14 protein-coding genes are annotated in these 16,219 nt (G+C 64.8%); 8 read left to right on the top strand and 6 right to left on the bottom strand.

Annotated elements, in window-relative coordinates; translation table 11 throughout:
- On the top strand, positions 1–408 hold the full coding sequence (locus F0M17_RS02115; RefSeq protein WP_210416683.1) for a molybdenum cofactor biosynthesis protein MoaE: 408 nt from the start codon (positions 1–3) through the stop codon (positions 406–408).
- A gap of 263 nt (positions 409–671) precedes the next feature.
- Here the strand turns inward: F0M17_RS02115 and F0M17_RS02120 are convergent, their stop codons facing one another.
- On the bottom strand, positions 672–1,628 hold the full coding sequence (locus F0M17_RS02120; RefSeq protein ID WP_149596258.1) for a YafY family protein: 957 nt from the start codon (positions 1,626–1,628) through the stop codon (positions 672–674).
- Between the two features lie 104 nt (positions 1,629–1,732).
- On the opposite strand from F0M17_RS02120, the gene F0M17_RS02125 reads away from it, so the two are divergent.
- Positions 1,733–2,278, top strand: a complete 546-nt coding sequence (locus F0M17_RS02125) for a DinB family protein (protein ID WP_210416684.1) — start codon at positions 1,733–1,735, stop codon at positions 2,276–2,278.
- Here F0M17_RS02125 and moaA read toward each other — a convergent pair.
- Positions 2,275–3,315: a GTP 3',8-cyclase MoaA gene (gene moaA / locus F0M17_RS02130; protein ID WP_149596259.1), complete on the bottom strand. Its 1,041-nt coding sequence runs from the start codon at positions 3,313–3,315 to the stop codon at positions 2,275–2,277. The genes F0M17_RS02125 and moaA overlap by 4 nt on opposite strands.
- 134 nt (positions 3,316–3,449) lie before the next feature.
- Between moaA and modA the strand changes: the two genes are divergently transcribed.
- The 5 genes from modA to F0M17_RS02155 are packed head-to-tail and all read left to right on the top strand — an operon-like array spanning position 3,450 to position 7,890.
- Positions 3,450–4,229 (top strand): molybdate ABC transporter substrate-binding protein, encoded by a 780-nt coding sequence (gene modA, locus F0M17_RS02135; RefSeq protein ID WP_073707449.1) that lies wholly within the window; start codon positions 3,450–3,452, stop codon positions 4,227–4,229.
- Entirely contained in the window at positions 4,222–5,028 is an 807-nt protein-coding gene (locus F0M17_RS02140; protein ID WP_038992369.1) for an ABC transporter permease, read from the top strand. Before modA ends, F0M17_RS02140 begins: the two co-directional genes overlap by 8 nt.
- Positions 5,025–5,777 (top strand): ATP-binding cassette domain-containing protein, encoded by a 753-nt coding sequence (locus F0M17_RS02145; protein ID WP_149596260.1) that lies wholly within the window; start codon positions 5,025–5,027, stop codon positions 5,775–5,777. Before F0M17_RS02140 ends, F0M17_RS02145 begins: the two co-directional genes overlap by 4 nt.
- The gene (gene glp / locus F0M17_RS02150) at positions 5,774–7,021 is read left to right on the top strand and encodes a gephyrin-like molybdotransferase Glp (RefSeq protein ID WP_149596261.1); all 1,248 of its coding nucleotides are present in this window, start codon (positions 5,774–5,776) and stop codon (positions 7,019–7,021) included. The genes F0M17_RS02145 and glp overlap by 4 nt, the downstream gene beginning before the upstream one ends.
- Positions 7,018–7,890: an NTP transferase domain-containing protein gene (locus F0M17_RS02155; protein ID WP_149596262.1), complete on the top strand. Its 873-nt coding sequence runs from the start codon at positions 7,018–7,020 to the stop codon at positions 7,888–7,890. Before glp ends, F0M17_RS02155 begins: the two co-directional genes overlap by 4 nt.
- A gap of 65 nt (positions 7,891–7,955) precedes the next feature.
- Here F0M17_RS02155 and narI read toward each other — a convergent pair whose 3' ends face one another.
- From narI to F0M17_RS02175, 4 genes are read right to left on the bottom strand one after another with little or no spacing between them, the layout of a single operon-like run.
- Positions 7,956–8,723 (bottom strand): respiratory nitrate reductase subunit gamma, encoded by a 768-nt coding sequence (gene narI / locus F0M17_RS02160; RefSeq protein ID WP_073707452.1) that lies wholly within the window; start codon positions 8,721–8,723, stop codon positions 7,956–7,958.
- Entirely contained in the window at positions 8,720–9,418 is a 699-nt protein-coding gene (narJ, locus tag F0M17_RS02165; RefSeq protein ID WP_149596263.1) for a nitrate reductase molybdenum cofactor assembly chaperone, read from the bottom strand. The genes narI and narJ overlap by 4 nt, the downstream gene beginning before the upstream one ends.
- Positions 9,415–11,052, bottom strand: coding sequence for a nitrate reductase subunit beta (narH, locus tag F0M17_RS02170; protein WP_149596264.1), 1,638 nt, complete (start codon positions 11,050–11,052; stop codon positions 9,415–9,417). Before narH ends, narJ begins: the two co-directional genes overlap by 4 nt.
- Positions 11,049–14,768 (bottom strand): nitrate reductase subunit alpha, encoded by a 3,720-nt coding sequence (locus F0M17_RS02175; protein WP_149596265.1) that lies wholly within the window; start codon positions 14,766–14,768, stop codon positions 11,049–11,051. Before F0M17_RS02175 ends, narH begins: the two co-directional genes overlap by 4 nt.
- Positions 14,769–14,983: 215 nt before the next feature.
- On the opposite strand from F0M17_RS02175, the gene F0M17_RS02180 reads away from it, so the two are divergent.
- On the top strand, positions 14,984–16,216 hold the full coding sequence (locus F0M17_RS02180; RefSeq protein ID WP_083586853.1) for an MFS transporter: 1,233 nt from the start codon (positions 14,984–14,986) through the stop codon (positions 16,214–16,216).
- Positions 16,217–16,219 lie beyond the last annotated feature (3 nt).

Below are 16,219 nucleotides of genomic sequence, written 5' to 3' on the forward strand. Positions count from 1 at the left end.
ATGAGCTACGCACTGATTACCGAAGAACCGATCGATGAAGATGCGGTGAAGGCTGCCGTGGAATCCGATACTTCGGGAGCCTTGGTGATGTTCCATGGCATCATCCGCAACCATGATGGCGGCCAGTCGGTGAATTCCTTGGATTACTCCCACCACCCGCAGGCACAAGAGTTCCTGGAAAAGATCATCGCCGAGGAAGAAGAACGCACTGGCCTGAAGCTCTCAGCGGTGCACCGCGTAGGACCTTTGGCCATCGGAGATGCGGCGCTGGTGGCGGCCTCGGCCGCGGCGCACCGCAAGGAAGCCTTCGACGCCATCGAGAACCTGGTGGAACGCATCAAGGCCGAGGTGCCGATCTGGAAAAAGCAGCACTTCACTTCCGGCAGCTCCGAATGGGTGGGGCTTTAACAATTCGGTTGGTTCCGTGCGCTAGCACGTGGAGATCCGGACTTCGCGGGGGCGTGGCCATGGCCAGCTTCGAAAGCAATTAATCTTGGCAACGGCGCAATTGAATCGACCAGCAGCCGAGCCAAGTCACCAGGTTGACGCTTCACGGTTCAACAAGCCCACGTTTCGTGGTCTGTTCATTGCGCGCGGCTTCCAGGCCAGCGAGCAATCGTACGGCATTTTTCGGCGAGCACAGCAGCTAGCTGGTTTCGACAGCTGGAATTCTACGTGCCAGGCTCTTGTGCAAGTCTGGCCGACCATTCCGACAGCAACTCCCGCAATTCCTTTGGCTGCACCTCGCTGACCGGTGCTTCGCTCAGCGCCAGCCCGAAAGCCGCCCACCGCAAATCGGCATTCTCGGTGCGCACCCTGCAAGTGTGCTTGTCGATCGGCTCGATCTCGAACCATCGTCCAATGCGTGGTTCCAGCGCTTCCGCGCCGGCGTGCACCCGTGCGCTGACTGGTTGCACTCCGGAGCCGCGCAGCCCATTGCGGACAAACTGGGCTGCATCGCCGCCGGGGATCTGCCGCGGCGCAAAGCGCAACGCCCGCGGATCTGCGTTCTCGGCGCGGTCCACGCGGAAGCTGCGCCAATCATCGCGATCCAGATCGAAGGCCACCAGGTAGTAGCGGTTGCCGACATTCACCAACTGGGCTGGCTCGACCCTGCGCGAGCTCGCAACTCCCTTGGCATCCTTGTAGTCGAAGGCGATTCGTTCATGGTCGCGGCATGCCTGGGCAAAAGCCACCAGAACTGCCGGGTCCACGGAATCAGGTGAGGAAGTCGGGGAGTTCAGCGGGACGGTGCTGGAAGCCAGCGCTTGCACCCGCTGCCGGAGCTTGGACGGCAGCACCGGGACCACCTTGGACAGGGCACGCAGCCCCGCCTCCGCAAGCGCATCCTCGCCGCCGTGGACCGTCGACTGCAGTCCGGCAACCAGCGCGACCGCTTCCTCGTCGTCAAGCACCAACGGAGGCAGTGCGGCGCCAGAAGACAGCTGGTAGCCGCCGCCCACACCGCGATCCGCCTGCACCGGGTAGCCCAAGTCGCGCAACCTGTCGATGTCGCGGCGAACGGTGCGCAGGCTGACGTCCAAGCGTTCAGCCAGCTCGTCCCCGGACCAGTAGCGGTGGGTCTGCAGCAGGGACAGCAAACGCAGGAATCTGGTGCTGGTACTCATGCAACAAGTCTGCCTTGATTTAGGACAAAAAATGGCACTTTTGGCTTCTACTCTGGTTACTACCAGCTGGAAATACCCGCTGCAGCTTATGCCAGGAGGAAACCATGAGCACCATGGCCAGCACCAACACCACCCTCACCGGGGAACGCGCCGACCTGTTCCAGGCCCTTGCCAATGCCCGGCATTTCCTGCGGTTCACCACCCAGAACCTCACCGATGAGCAGGCAGCCACTCGAACCACCGTCAGCGAGCTGACCCTCGGCGGGCTGATCAAGCATGTGACCGGAGTCGAGCAGCAATGGCAGGAATTCATGGTCAAAGGGCGGGCCGCCATGGCCTGGGACGGCATTGACTTCTCCGAACCGACCTCGGAGATGATCGAAGCCTTCCAGAACGAATTCAACATGCAGCCAAACGAGACGTTGGTCGGGCTCCTGGAAAACTACGCGCTGGTAGCCGAGCGGACCGATGCCCTGCTGGCAGAAATCGACCTGGACACGGTTTACGAATTGCCCTCTGCCCCGTGGTTCACCGACACGCACTGGTCGGTGCGCCGCACTTTGCTGCACATCATTGCGGAAACCACCCAGCACGCCGGGCATGCGGACATCATTCGCGAATCCCTGGACGGGCAGAAATCGATGGGCTAGCCCCCGATGTAGGACATTTCGATGCGCTTGCGGTTGCCCGGGGTCAGTGCGGCGCGCAGTTCCGAATAGTTGTCATCGCGCTTGCGCCAGTGTCCGGCCAGTGCGTTGGCCAACTCCTCATCGCTGATGCCGTCGCGCATCAGGGCGCGCAGGTCATAACCGGAGCCGGCGAACAGGCAGGTGTACAGCTGGCCTTCGGCCGAGACCCGGGCGCGCGAGCAATTGCCGCAGAAGGCATTGGTGACACTGGAGATCACGCCGATTTCCCCGGCGCCGTCGGTGTAGCGCCAGCGGTTGGCGGTTTCACCCGGCTCGGTCTTGCTGACCGGTTCCAGCGCCCAGCGCTTATTGACCATGGCCACAACCTCGGAAGAGGGCAGCACCTCGTCCAGCTTCCAGCCGTTGGTGGTGCCCACATCCATGTATTCAATGAAGCGCAGGATCGCACCGGTGCCGCGGAAATGCTCGGCCAGCGACAGGATCTCCGAATCGTTGACCCCGCGCTTGACCACCGTATTGATCTTCACCGGGCCCAGGCCCACCTCTTGAGCCACATCGATGGCGTGCAGCACCCGGGAGACAGGGAAATCCACGTCATTGATCGCTTTGAACTTCTCGTCATCCAGAGAATCCAGCGAGATGGTGACACGGCGCAGCCCCGCGTCCTTGAGCTTCTGGGCCATGACCGGCAACGCCGAGCCGTTGGTGGTCATCGCCAAATCCACCGGCTGGCCCTCGGGGGTCTTCAGCTTCGAAAGCATGCTAACCAGGTCCACGATTCCGCGGCGCAGCAGCGGCTCGCCTCCGGTCAGCCGCAGCTTGGTGACCCCCAGCGAAACGCTGATACGAGCCAGCCGCTCGATTTCCTCGAAGCTGAGCAGCTCGGAGCGCTCGCGGAAGACGAAATCGCGCCCGAAGATCTCCTTGGGCATGCAATACACGCAGCGGAAATTGCAGCGGTCAGTCACCGAGATCCGCAGGTCGTGCAGGGGCCGTCCACGGGCATCGCCCAGAGCGCCGGCCGCTTGTGCTTTCATACTCTCCACAGTAGCTTCCGGCATCCTCGCGTGGAAGACGGTTAACCTGAAAGTAACAAATCAGCTACGCAAATGGATCGGCATGGCAGGTGCGACGGTAGCATTGGCACCAGCCCCGATTTCAAGGAGAACCCATGCAGCACCGCCCTTTCCCACGGTTCCGAGCCCTTGCCGGGCTGGCGGTGGCCGTGCTGGCGGTGGCGGGCTGTTCGGCCAGCACCCCATCCGAGGATGCAGCAGCCGAACCCATCACCATCTCCGCGGCGGCCTCCCTGCAAAGCGCCTTCGAGCAGATCTCCGAAGAATTCAGCGCAGAACACCCGGAGGTGCAGATTTCCAGCATCTCCTACGACGGCTCCTCGACCCTGGCCACGCAGATCCTCGAAGGCGCCGACGTGGACGTCTTCGCCTCGGCCGATGAACGCAACATGTCCGAGGTAACCGAGGCCGGGTTCGGCCACGAGCCGGTGATCTTCGCCAGCAACACCCTGGTGATCGCGGTGCCGCAGGACAACCCGGCGGATATCGATTCGCTAGATGACCTGGCGCAGGCCACCACGGTGCTGTGCGCGCAGCAGGTGCCATGCGGCTCGGCCTCCCGCCAGCTGCTCGAAGACCAAGGGGTTCAGGTGACCCCGGCCAGCGAGGAGCAGAACGTCACCGCGGTGCTGCAGAAGGTGGCCGCCGGCGAAGCGGATGCTGGGCTGGTCTACGCCACCGATGTGCTCAACGAAGAGAACGTCGCCTCGATTGTCCCGGACGGAGCCGAGGACGTAGTGAACACCTATCCGATTACGACGCTCGGCGAGAATCCCGGCGCGCAGGCGTTCATGGATTTCGTGATCAGCGAGCGCGGCCAGCAGATCCTTGCCGAGCACGGCTTCGGCACCGGCGCTGAGCAGGCCAATGGCTAGCGATACCGGGGTACGGGTTCCCGGCTTCGCCATCGCTCCGGCCCTGCTGGGCGTCGGGCTGCTGGTTCTTCCGCTGCTGGCGCTGATCACGCGCGCCAGCTGGGCCACGCTGGTGGACGATGCAACCAGCCCTCAGGCCCTTTCGGCGCTGTGGCTGAGCCTGCGCACCGGGGTGGCGGCCACCGTGCTGTGTGTGCTGCTTGGCGTGCCGCTGGCGGTGCTGATGGCCCGCAGCCCGGCCCGGATAGCCCAGCTGCTGCGCGCGCTGATCGCCGTCCCGCTGGTGCTGCCGCCGATGGTAGGCGGCGTCGCCTTGCTCTTCCTCTTCGGACGCACCAGCCCCATCGGCGAATTCATCGATTCCCTGTGGGGGATCACCCTGCCCTTCTCCACCGCGGCGGTGGTCATCGCCCAGAGTTTCGTGGCCCTGCCCTTCCTGGTGCTCTCCGTGGAGGGCTCGCTGCGAGCCGCCGGGGCCGGCTACGAGCAAGCCGCCGCCACCCTGGGTGCCGGACGCTGGATGGTGCTCACCCGCATCACCTTGCCGCTGGCCGCCCCGGGCCTGGTAGCCGGGGTGATCCTGTGCTTCGCGCGGGCCATCGGCGAATTCGGGGCCACCGCGCTGTTCGCCGGCAACGCGCCGGGCATTACCCAGACCATGCCGCTGGCCATCTACACCGCATTCAACGGGGCCGGCACCGGACGGGATTCCGCGGTCGCCCTGTCGCTGCTGCTGCTGGCCACCGCCGTGGTGGTGCTGCTGCTGGTGCGCGCCTGGCGTCCGGGGGCCTTGAAATGACACTGGAGGTTGCCCTGCGCGTGCCGCGCACCGGATTCGACGTGGACGTCGAATTCCAGGTGCCTGCCGGCAGCACGCTGGCGATGATGGGACCCAGCGGCTCAGGCAAGTCCACCATCGTGCATGCCATCGCCGGGATCCAGAAGATTGCCGCCGGGCGCATCGAGCTCTCCGGCACCGTGCTGGCCGATGCGAAGCAGCACCGCCCGCCGCACCTGCGCGAGGTCGGCCTGCTGGGCCAGGACCCGCACCTGTTCCCGCACCTGGATGCGCTGAAGAACATCGCCTTCGGCGCCCGGGCCGGGGGACTGGACAAGGCTGCCGCCAAGGCCGCGGCCGCCGAATGGATCGCGCGGCTGGGCCTGGAAGAAATCGCCACGCACCGGCCCGAGGCCCTCTCCGGCGGCCAGCGCCAGCGCATCGCGCTGGCGAGGGCCTTGGCCGCCGCGCCCAAGATCCTGCTTATCGACGAGCCGTTCGCTTCGCTGGATGTCGAAGCGGCCATGGACATGCGTGCCCTGGTGCGCGAAGAGCTGGACCGCACCGGAACCAGCGCCATTGTCGTCTCGCATTCGGCCGCCGACGCCCTGGCGCTCGCCGATGACCTGCTGGTGCTGGAGCGCGGAAGAATCATTGCGCAGGGAACGGTGCAGCAGGTTTTCGCTGAACCTGCCAACCGCTTTGTGCGTGCGGTGGCGGCCACCTTGCCAGCACAGCATCCGATGAGCATCCAGGAAGAGCAACCATGAGTACCGGCATCCAACCAGTGGAACTTGAAGTGCACCGTGAGCGGCTTTTGTCGCAGGCTGTGCCGTTGGCCCCGCGGCAGATCGAGGTGGCTGGAGGCTTCGCCGCCCTGCACGGTGCGGTGCTGGCCGAGGATGTGTGCTCCACGCATCCGTTGCCGTTATGGGACAACTCGGCAATGGACGGCTATGCGGTGCGCTCGGTGGATACCGCTGCAGCGCCGGTTGCGCTGGACGTCATTGGCGAAGTGCCGGCCGGAAGCGGCTGGGACCCGAAACTGGAACCGGGCCAGTGCGTGAAGATCATGACCGGTGCCCCGATCCCGAGTGATGCCGATGCGGTGGTGCGCATCGAGGACACCTCCGCCGCGGTGACCGGCTGGGATGCGGCGACCGTGCAGATCCACGTGCCGGTGCAGCCGGGCAAGGACCTGCGCCGCCGCGGCGAGGACAAGGCCGCAGGCCAGCCGGTGGCCCATGCCGGCGAGCAGCTCACCGCCGCCCGTCTTTCGGCCCTGGCGGCCGCCGGGGCCAGCCGCTTGCCGGTGCGCACCGCTCCCAGGGTGGCGGTGCTGATCACCGGAGCGGAATTGCTTGAACCCGGCACAGCGCTGTCGCGCGGGCAGATCCCGGAAACCAACTCGCTGCTCATGGCAGGGCTGCTGGCCGAATCCGGCATCCAGGCAACCACCGTGGTGCACTGCGTGGATGACACCGCAGCGGTACGCGAACAGCTTGAGGTGCTTGGATCAACCCATGATGTCGTCCTGAGCACTGGGGGAGTCGGCCCGGGCGCCTATGACGTGATGCGCCAGGTGCTGGATGCCGAACCCGGGGTGCAGGCGGCCCGGGTGAAGATTCGCCCCGGCCAGCCGCAATGCGCTGGACGCTTGCAGGCTGGCGCGATGGTCTTCGCCCTGCCCGGAAACCCGGTCAGCGCAGCGGTCAGCTTCGAATTATTCGTGCGCCCCTGCCTGCGGGCCATGCAAGGGCACCGCGAGGTGCTGCGCCCAACCTTGCGCGCCATCGCCGCGGTGGGCTGGAAAGCGGCGGCCGGACGCCTGCAAGTCATTCCCGTCGTCTTCGAGCACGGGGAACAACTGCGGTGCGCCCCGGCAGTCCAAGCCAGCAGCATCTCCCACTCGGTGGGCGGCTTCGGCGCCGCCGAAGGCTATGCACTGGTTCCGGCTGGCGTCGACCGGGTCAACCCGGGCGATGAGGTCGAAGTACTGAGGATGATTCCATGAGCGCCGCACAGCTTCCCGGCTTCAACGCCCTGGTGCTGGCCGGCGGCAGGGGTACGCGTCTCGGGGGCGAGGCCAAGGCCGAAATCCAGCTGCACGGCCAGCGCCTGGTTGACCGCGTGGTTGCCGCGGCCCGCAAATCCGGCGCACGACGGGTGGTTGTGGTTGGCCCGGAATCCACCGGTACCCAAGCCGATTCAGTCGTCCGGGAGGACCCGCCATTTGCCGGTCCGCTGGCGGGAATCGCCGCTGGACTTGCCGAACTCGCTGGCAGCGCCAACGCGGAATGGACTATGGTTTTGGCCTGCGACCTGCAACGCCCGGTCGCTGTGGCCAGCGCGCTGCTGACGGGCTTCGGGCAACGCGGAGCCGATGGCCTGCTGCTGGTTGACGCGGAAGGACACACCCAGTGGCTGGCAGGAATCTACCGCACTTCGGCACTGGCGGCCATCTGCGCCCAGCTGGGCGCGGACCTGGTCAATGCCCCGGTGCGCCGGGCTTTGAATCAGCTGCAGTTGGCGCGGGTGCAGGTGGATGATGGAATCAGCAGTGACATAGATACGCCGCAGGCGCTGGAAAGCGCCCGCATGAACCGAAGGGAAGCCATGGCACAGCATCTGCCGCCAGAAGCATTGAACGATTGGCTGGAAGCAGCCGCCAAGGAATTGGGCTTGGACTCCGGCGAGGTGGACATCGCCACCGTGCTTGATGTTGCCAAGCATGTAGCCCACGAGGTTGCCCGGCCAGCAGCCCCGCTGAGCACCTTCCTGCTCGGACTGGCCATGGGCAGCGGCAAGGGTGAGCTTTCTGGCTTATCCGAGCAGCTGGTCTCGCGCGCCCACCGCTGGGCTGACGAGCACCCGGACGAATAGCCTAGTCCGGCTGCTCGCAGCCTCCCCGGAATCGCAATTCTCCGGACAGCCGGCAACCCGCGGTGCTACCGGCTGCGCCGGCCGCGGGTCTGCGGCGGCGTGGTGATTGGATCCCAGCCGCGGCGGATCGGACGGCTGCCGGCGCCACGGGAATCATCCCGCGAGCGGTACACGATGTAGGGGCGGAAGAAGTACGGGATCGGCGCCGAGAACACGTGCACCAGCCGGGTGAACGGCCACAACGCGAACAGCAGGCAAGCGGTGATCACATGCAGCTGGAAGAAGAGCGGCACCTCCAGCATCATTTCCGGGTGCGGCTGGAAGATGATCATCTGCCGGATCCACGGCGAGATCGATTCGCGGTAGGAATAGCCTGGCCCGAAGACCTGGTACACGACCGTCGCCAAGGTGCCGAAGAACAGCGTGGCTCCCAGGAACACGTACATGATCTTGTCCATCGGGGTCGTGGCGAGGAAGACCGGGCCCACCGTGCGGCGGCGGTAGATCAGGATCGCCAGGCCGGCCAGTGTCAGGATGGCCGCCGCGGTACCGAGCCAGGTGGCGCCGAGGTGGTAGATGTGCTCGTTGATCCCGATGGCGTACAGCCATTCGCGTGGAATCAGCAGGCCGACCACGTGCCCGGCGATCACCATCAGGATGCCCAGGTGGAACATGGGCGAGCCCCAGCGCAGCAGCCGGTTCTCATAGGTTTGGCTCGACCGCGTGGTCCAGCCGAATTTGTCGTAGCGGTAGCGCCAGATATGGCCGACGATGAACACCACCGCGCAGGCATAGGGCAGCACGACCCAGAGCAGAATCGCTGACGTACTCATCCGTTCCCCCTCGGGCTGAATGGCGGAAGATTTCCCAGGAAGGACAGACCGACGGTTTCCGTCGGCGGTCCCTCGCTGACCAGGGCCAGCACCCGTTCCTGGGTTTCCTGGTCGACTGGCGGCAAGGACAGGGTGATGCAGCGGACCAGGACAGCCCAGTGGCTGTCCATGGATTCAAGTGCCGCGCGCAGCACCTCGATGCCCTCGATGTGCGCCGCGAGCAGCGCCTCGGCGATCGGGTCATCGCTGCGTGCGGAGAATTCCAGCACGGCCGGCAAATAGTCCGGCAGCTCCTCGGCCTCGAATTCCCAGCCCGCGGCCCGGTAGGCCTCGATGAAGGTCACCAGCGCGGTGCCGCGCTTGCGGGTATCCCCGGTGGCGAAATAGCTCAGGTACAGGCTGCACTTGCGCTTCAAATCGAAGGTCTGCACGTAGCGGCGCTGCACCTCGGCGGCACCCAGCTCGGTGGAGGCATCGATGAATTCGGCCAGCAGGCCGGCCAGCGGCTTCGGCACCGCACCCAGATGGCGCTCCAGCTCCGGCAGCCGGGCGAACCATGCCGCGTCCGGGTAATCCAGCAGCAGGGAGACCAGCATGTGCACCTGGGCGCGTTCCCCGCGGGCCATGGGAACCGGTTCGAGGGCGCCCGGCAGCCGGCGGCGCGGGGTGCCCCGGTTGAACAGTCGTGGAATCACTTTTCATCCTCCGGTGGAAAGAGTCCCTCGGGCCGGCCGTTGCCGTCCCAGTTCAGCAGGTTCACGCGTCCCGGGCTGGAAGGCCGGTCCGCGGTCTGCCGGTTCTTCAGCGAGTGGAAATTCTCCACCGCCACCGGCACCGACTCGCCCGAGGAGGAGCCGAACGGGCCGGCCCCGCCCATGCCAGGGCCGTCCTCGAAGTCCAGCGAGCAGCCCATTTCCTCCAGGTCGTGCGCCTGCTCTGCGTGGGCCGGCGGGATCACGTAGCGTTCCTCGTACTTGGCGATGGCCAGCAGCCGGTACATTTCCTCCATGGCCGGCCCGTCCATTCCCACCGCCAGCGCGATTGACTCGTCACGGACATCATCCAGCGAAACGCCGCGCATGTAGGAGCGCATGGCTGCCAGCTTGCGCAGGGCCAGGTCCACCGGGGCGGTGTCCCCGGCGGTGAACAGCTCGGCCAGGTAGCCGATCGGGATGCGCAGCTTGTCGATGGCGGCGAAGAGGTTGTTGGCGTCCTCGCCGTCGTTGCCGGTATTGGTGACCACGTCCACTACTGGGGACAGCGGCGGGATGTACCAGACCATCGGCATGGTGCGGTACTCAGGGTGCAACGGCAAGGCCACCTGGTAGTCGCGGATCAGCTTCCAGATCGGGCTAGCCTGGGCGGCGGCGATCCAGTCGTCCGGGATGCCTTCGGCGCGGGCGGCCTCGATGACTGCCGGGTCGTTCGGGTCCAGCAGGACATTGCGCTGGGCGTCGAGCAGCTCGTGCTCGTTCTTGACGCTGGCCGCGGCGGCTACCGCGTCGGCGTCGTAGAGCACCAGGCCCAGGTAGCGCAGGCGGCCTACGCAGGTTTCGGCGCAGACGGTCGGCAGCCCGACTTCCACGCGCGGGTAGCAGAAGGTGCACTTCTCGGCCTTGCCAGTGCGGTGGTTGAAGTAGACCTTCTTGTACGGGCAGCCGGAGACGCACATCCTCCAGCCGCGGCAGGCGTCCTGGTCCACCAGCACGATCCCGTCCTCGGCCCGCTTGTACATCGCGCCCGAGGGGCAGGAGGCCACGCAGGAGGGGTTCAGGCAGTGCTCGCAGATGCGCGGCAGGTAGAACATGAAGGCCTTCTCGTATTCGGCCTTCACCTCTTCGCTCATCTTGGCCAGCAGCGGATCCTGGTCCATGGTCTCCAGCGAGCCGCCCAGGTTGTCGTCCCAGTTCGCCGACCAGCCGATCTTCATGTCCTTGCCGGTGAGCAGCGACTTCGGGGTGGCTACCGGGGTGTGCTCGCCGGAGGGCGAGTTCAGCAGCATGTCGTAGTCGTAGGTCCACGGCTCGTAGTAGTCGTGGATCTCGGGCAGCTTCGGGTTGGAGAAGATGCGGCTGATCTTCTTGAAGCGCCCGCCATCGCGCAGGGTCAGCCGGCCGCGCTTGTTCAGCGTCCAGCCGCCGCGCCATTTCTCCTGGTCCTCGTAGGTGCGCGGGTAGCCCACGCCGGGACGCGTCTCGACATTGTTGAACCAGACGTACTCCACGCCGGTGCGGTTGGTCCATGCCTGCTTGCACGTCACGGAGCACGTATGGCAGCCGATGCACTTGTCCAGGTTCATCACCATGGACATCTGGGCCATGACCTTCATCGGTACTGCACCTCCTGGTTGCGGCGGCGGATCGTGGTGACCTCGTCGCGCTGGTTTCCGGTGGGTCCGAGATAGTTGAACGCCCAGGCCAGCTGGCCGTAGCCGCCAATCAGGTGGCTGGGCTTCATCAGGATGCGGGTCAGCGAGTTGTGGATGCCGCCGCGCTTGCCGCTGGTTTCCGCGATCGGCACATCCACCGTGCGGTCCTTGGCGTGGTACATGTACACCGTGCCCTCGGGCATGCGGTGCGAGACGATCGCACGGGCCACCACCACGCCGTTGCGGTTGTATGACTCGATCCACTCGTTGTCCTTCACCCCGATTTTCGCCGCGTCCTGCGGGGACATCCAGATGGTGGGCCCTCCGCGGGAGAGCGAGAGCATGAACAGGTTGTCCTGGTACTCGGAGTGGATGGACCACTTCGAGTGCGGGGTCAGGTAGCGCACGGCGACCTCGGCATTGCCCGACTCATGCTGTCCGGTGGCGCCCAGCTTGGCGTCGTTGAACAGCCGGTGCATGTCCAGCGGCGGCCGGTAGACCGGCAGCGACTCGCCCAGTTCCTGCATCCAGTCGTGGTCCAGGTAGAAGTGCATCCGCCCAGTCAGCGTGTGGAAGGGCTTGAGCTGCTCGACGTTGATCGCGAACGCGGTGTAGCGCCGGCCGCCGTGCTCCGAGCCGGACCACTCCGGTGAGGTGATGACACTGCGCGGCTGGACCTGCACATCGTGGAAGGAAATCCGCGAGCCCTCATGCTCCTCGGCCAGGAAGGCCAGCTTCTGCCCGGTATGCTCTTCGAGCTGCTTGAAGCCCGCGGTGGCCAGGCGCCCGTTGGAGGTGCCGGAGAAGGCGAGGATCATTTCGCAGGCCTTCTTGTCGGTGTCCAGCAGCACCGCGCCGGTGGCGGAAACCCCGTTGGCGTGCTTGAGCGCCTCGATCTCAGGCCCCACGCGGTAATTGATGCCCTTGGTGACCATGCCCAGTTCCTGCGTCAGGGGACCTAATGTGCTCCATTGCCGGTAGAGGTTCGGGTAGTCGCGTTCCACGACCTTCAGCTTGGGCATGCTCAGTCCCGGAACCAGCGGAGCGCCCTGCGCCACCTTGCCCTTGACGGTGGCCATGGCATCGGGGGTGTCATGCTGCAGCGGGGACGCCACCAGGTCCTTGCGCACACCCAGGTGCTTGGCGGAGTACTCGCCGAAGCGCTTGGCCATGGACCCGAACAGCTCGAAGTCGGTCTTCGTCTGCCATGGAGGAGCAATGGCCGGGTTGAAGGAGTGGATGAACGGATGCATGTCCGTCGAGGACAAATCGTATTTCTCGTACCAGGTGGCTGCCGGGAAGACCAGGTCGGAGAACAACGTCGTGCTGGTCATCCGGAAATCCGCGGTGGCCAGCAGATCCAGCTTGCCTTCCGGCGCCTCATCGTGCCAGGCGATGTCCGCCGGGCGGTGGCCAACGGCAGCTTCCGGGGCGCGTACCGACGCATCGGTGCCCAGCAGGTGCTTGAGGAAGTACTCATTGCCCTTGCCGGAGGAGCCGAGGATGTTAGCCCGCCAGATCAGCACGACCCGCGGGAAATTCTCCGGGGCGTCGGGGTCCTCGCAGGCGAAGGACAGCGAGCCGTCGTTCAGCGAATCGACCACATGCGCCGCCGGATCCTTGCCGGCCGCTTCGGCCTCATCCACCAGATCCAGCGGATTGCGGTTGAAGGTCGGGTAGTCCGGCATCCAGCCGCGCTTGATCGACTCGACCAGGCAGTCCGCGGTGGTGCGCCCGTCGAATTGGCCCTTGGCCAGCGGCGAGGCCAGCTGGTTGGCCGGCAGGCCGTCGTAGCGCCACTGGTCGGTTGCCAGGTACCAGAAGGCGGTGCCGATGGTGTGGCGCGGCGGGCGGTTCCAGTCTCCGGCCGAAGCATATTGCTGGTAGCCGGTGAGCGGGCGAACCTTTTCCTGGCCCACATAGTGCGCCCAGCCGCCGCCGTTCACGCCCTGGCAGCCGGTCATCATGGTCAGCGCCAGGAAGGTGCGGTAGATCGTGTCCGAATGGAACCAGTGGTTGGTGCCGGCACCCATCAGGATCATCGAGCGGCCGCCGGATTTCTCTGCGGTATCGGCGAATTCGCGGGCAATGCGGATGGCCTGCTCTGGCGGGACCCCGGTGTGCTCTTCTTGCCAGGCAGGGGTGCCGACGGTGGAGGCATCCATGAAATCAGTTGGCCACTGGCCGGGAAGGGATTCGCGGCCCACACCGTACTGGGCGAGCATCAAGTCGAAGACCGTGGTCAGCGTCTTGCCGGCAAGCTGCACCACCGGGACGCCGCGCTGCACGACGCCCGAGCCTCCGGCATGCTCCTGCCCGGCCTCCGGGGTCAGATCGAAGCGCGGCAGGCTGATTTCTGCCGTTGCGCCATCCCAGCTGTCCAGGTCCATGACCGACAGGGCAGGGGTGATATCGCCCAGGTCCAGATTCCACTGCCCCTTGTCCTGTTCGGAGTAGCGGTGGCCCAGGGTGCCGCGCGGAACCCGGGCGGTGCCATCGAGATCAAGCAGGGCAGGCTTGAAGTCTGCGTTCTGCTCGTCGGACATCCCGAGGTCGGTGGCGGTGAGGAACTTGCCAGGCACCGGGGTGCCGGTGGCCGCATCGATTTCCACCAGGAACGGGGAATCGGTGAAGCGCAGCATGTAGTCCTCGAAGGCCTTGGTGCGCTTGTCGACGTAGTGCTCCTTGAGGATCACATGCCCCATGGACAAGCCCAACGCCGCATCGGTGCCGGGCTGCAGGGCCACCCATTCGTCGGCGAACTTGGTGTTGTCCGTGTAGTCCGGTGATACCGTGACCACCTTGGTGCCCTTGTAGCGAGCCTCGGCCATGAAGTGCGCATCCGGGGTGCGGGTCACCGGCACATTGGAGCCCCACATGATCAGGTACTGCGAGTTCCACCAGTCGGCCGATTCCGGCACGTCGGTCTGGTCGCCGAAGACCTGCGGGCTGGCGACCGGAAGATCTGCGTACCAATCGTAGAAGGAGAGCATGGTGCCGCCGACCAGATTCATGTAGCGCGAGCCGGCCCCATGGGAGACCATCGACATGGCTGGGATGGGGGAGAAGCCTGCAATGCGGTCCGGCCCGTACTTCTTCACCGAATAGACCTGCGCCGCACTGGCGATTTCCAGTGCTTCATCCCAGGTGGTGCGGATCAGCCCGCCCTTGCCGCGGGCCTTCTTGTAGCGCTTGGCCTTGGCAGGGTCCTCGACAATCGATGCCCAGGCATCGACCGGATCCGGGTGCTCCTGCTTCGCGCTGCGGTACAGCTCGGCGAGCACATCGCGGATGTAGGGGAAGCGCACGCGGGTCGGGGAGTAGGTGTACCAGCTGAACGCCGCGCCACGCGGGCAGCCGCGCGGCTCGTATTCGGGGGAGTCCGGGCCAACCGAGGGATAATCGGTCTGCTGCGTTTCCCAGGTGATGATCCCGTCCTTAACGTAGACCTTCCAGGAGCAGGAGCCGGTGCAGTTCACCCCGTGGGTCGAGCGCACCACCTTGTCATGGGACCATCGGTCCCGGTAGAAGACATCGCCCTTGCGCCCTCCCTGGAGGAACATGGCACGCAGGTCGTCACTGGTGTCACCGCGGCGCAGGAACTTTCCCATCGAAAGCAGTGAATCAGCAACCGGTCCATCAGTGGCAGGCTGTGTGTGGTTTGGACTATCGCTCATTGCCGGATCTCCTCCAACTGTGGCTAGTATCCCTAGCTTCGTCTTTTGGATCGCGAGTTTCAAGAGTATTTTCCAGAATTATCCGTTAATGTTTTTCCCTGTCATTCGGTAAATAATTAACCGGATCAACTCTTCCAATTCCGTGATGGAAAGGAATAGACTACTGGCTTAAAAGGCTCTTCGACGTTACTTGAACCGTGCGACCAGGGGGTCCAATGAGCGCAGGATCTGACGCAAACACCACTGTGAATGAGCCCGATTTGCGGGGAGGATTCTTCCAACTGCTGCTGGCCACCTTCGCAAGCGCCGTGGGCTTCTGGGCATGGATGCTGATTTCACCGATCCAGCGTTTCTATGCCGAGGGGATGGATCTGAGCGAGGGACAGGTGTCCCTGATGCTGGCAACACCGGTGCTCGTAGGCGCTATCGGACGCATTTTCACCGGTGCGCTGACCGACCGCTTTGGTGCCCGGAAAATGTTCACCGCCGTGCTGCTGGCGACGATTCCGGCGGTGCTGCTGGTGGCGCTCGCCGGCAGCATAGGCAGTTTTGCGCTGTTGATTATCGCAGGAACTTACCTTGGTGTTGGCGGTTCGATCTTTGCAGTGGGCGTCCCCTTCGCCAGTGCCTGGTATCCGGCCAATAGGCGCGGCTTCGCCAACGGCATCTTTGGCATGGGAATGATTGGCACCGCCATTTCGGCCTTCCAGACACCTCGTCTGCTGCAAGATTTCGGCTACTGGGGAACCCACCTGTTCCTGGCCGGTCTTCTGCTCGCCGCCGCGATCCTGGTGTGGTTCTTGATGCGCGAGTCTCCGGCATGGAAGCCGAGCAGCCAACCGCTGTTCCCGAAGGTTTTCGGTGCATTGAAGCTGGCTATTACGTGGGAAATGTCCTTCCTCTACGGAATAGTCTTTGGCGGTTTTGTCGCATTTTCGACCTTCTTGCCCAAATACCTGATGACCATCTACCCGGAGAATGTCGACCCGATCGGTGCCGGTACCCGTACGGCGTTGTTTGCTGTGGCCGCAGTGATTGCTCGACCTGTCGGCGGCGTGCTGGCCGACAAATTCGGTCCGAAAGTCATTGCGCTGATCTCGCTGGCCGGCATCGTTTCGCTCGCCTATATTGTTGGACAGCAACCTGCTGAAGGCATCCTGACCGGTGTTACCTTCATCTTGATGGCTTCGGCCATGGGCCTTGGAATGGGCGCGGTCTTTGCTTGGATAGGCCCGTCGACACCTCCGGAAAAGGTTGGCGCCGTTTCCGGTGTCGTGGCGGCTGCCGGTGGCCTGGGCGGTTACTTCCCGCCGCTGGCCATGGGCGCCACCTACCATGCCGAATCCAACTCCTACGCTTTAGGTCTCTGGCTGCTGGTGCTCGTGGGAACTTTCGCCTTGGTGGTTGCCGGCATGCTGCGCGGCACCAGGGCCCGTGATGGAAAATGAATC

Origin of the sequence: Glutamicibacter sp. ZJUTW (assembly GCF_008370855.1) — a bacterium.
Taxonomy (GTDB): Bacteria; Actinomycetota; Actinomycetes; order Actinomycetales; family Micrococcaceae; genus Glutamicibacter; species Glutamicibacter nicotianae.

Excerpts from the sequence above, each read along its gene's own strand:
- F0M17_RS02140 (WP_038992369.1), top strand. The coding sequence starts at position 4,222 with ATGGCTAGCGATACCGGGGTACGGGTTCCCGGCTTCGCCATCGCTCCG.
- F0M17_RS02155 (WP_149596262.1), top strand. The coding sequence starts at position 7,018 with ATGAGCGCCGCACAGCTTCCCGGCTTCAACGCCCTGGTGCTGGCCGGC.
- F0M17_RS02180 (WP_083586853.1), top strand. The coding sequence starts at position 14,984 with ATGAGCGCAGGATCTGACGCAAACACCACTGTGAATGAGCCCGATTTG.
- F0M17_RS02120 (WP_149596258.1), bottom strand. The coding sequence starts at position 1,628 with ATGAGTACCAGCACCAGATTCCTGCGTTTGCTGTCCCTGCTGCAGACC.
- moaA (WP_149596259.1), bottom strand. The coding sequence starts at position 3,315 with ATGAAAGCACAAGCGGCCGGCGCTCTGGGCGATGCCCGTGGACGGCCC.
- F0M17_RS02125 (WP_210416684.1), top strand. The coding sequence starts at position 1,733 with ATGAGCACCATGGCCAGCACCAACACCACCCTCACCGGGGAACGCGCC.
- F0M17_RS02115 (WP_210416683.1), top strand. The coding sequence starts at position 1 with ATGAGCTACGCACTGATTACCGAAGAACCGATCGATGAAGATGCGGTG.
- F0M17_RS02145 (WP_149596260.1), top strand. The coding sequence starts at position 5,025 with ATGACACTGGAGGTTGCCCTGCGCGTGCCGCGCACCGGATTCGACGTG.
- glp (WP_149596261.1), top strand. The coding sequence starts at position 5,774 with ATGAGTACCGGCATCCAACCAGTGGAACTTGAAGTGCACCGTGAGCGG.
- modA (WP_073707449.1), top strand. The coding sequence starts at position 3,450 with ATGCAGCACCGCCCTTTCCCACGGTTCCGAGCCCTTGCCGGGCTGGCG.
- narI (WP_073707452.1), bottom strand. The coding sequence starts at position 8,723 with ATGAGTACGTCAGCGATTCTGCTCTGGGTCGTGCTGCCCTATGCCTGC.
- narH (WP_149596264.1), bottom strand. The coding sequence starts at position 11,052 with ATGAAGGTCATGGCCCAGATGTCCATGGTGATGAACCTGGACAAGTGC.
- F0M17_RS02175 (WP_149596265.1), bottom strand. The coding sequence starts at position 14,768 with ATGAGCGATAGTCCAAACCACACACAGCCTGCCACTGATGGACCGGTT.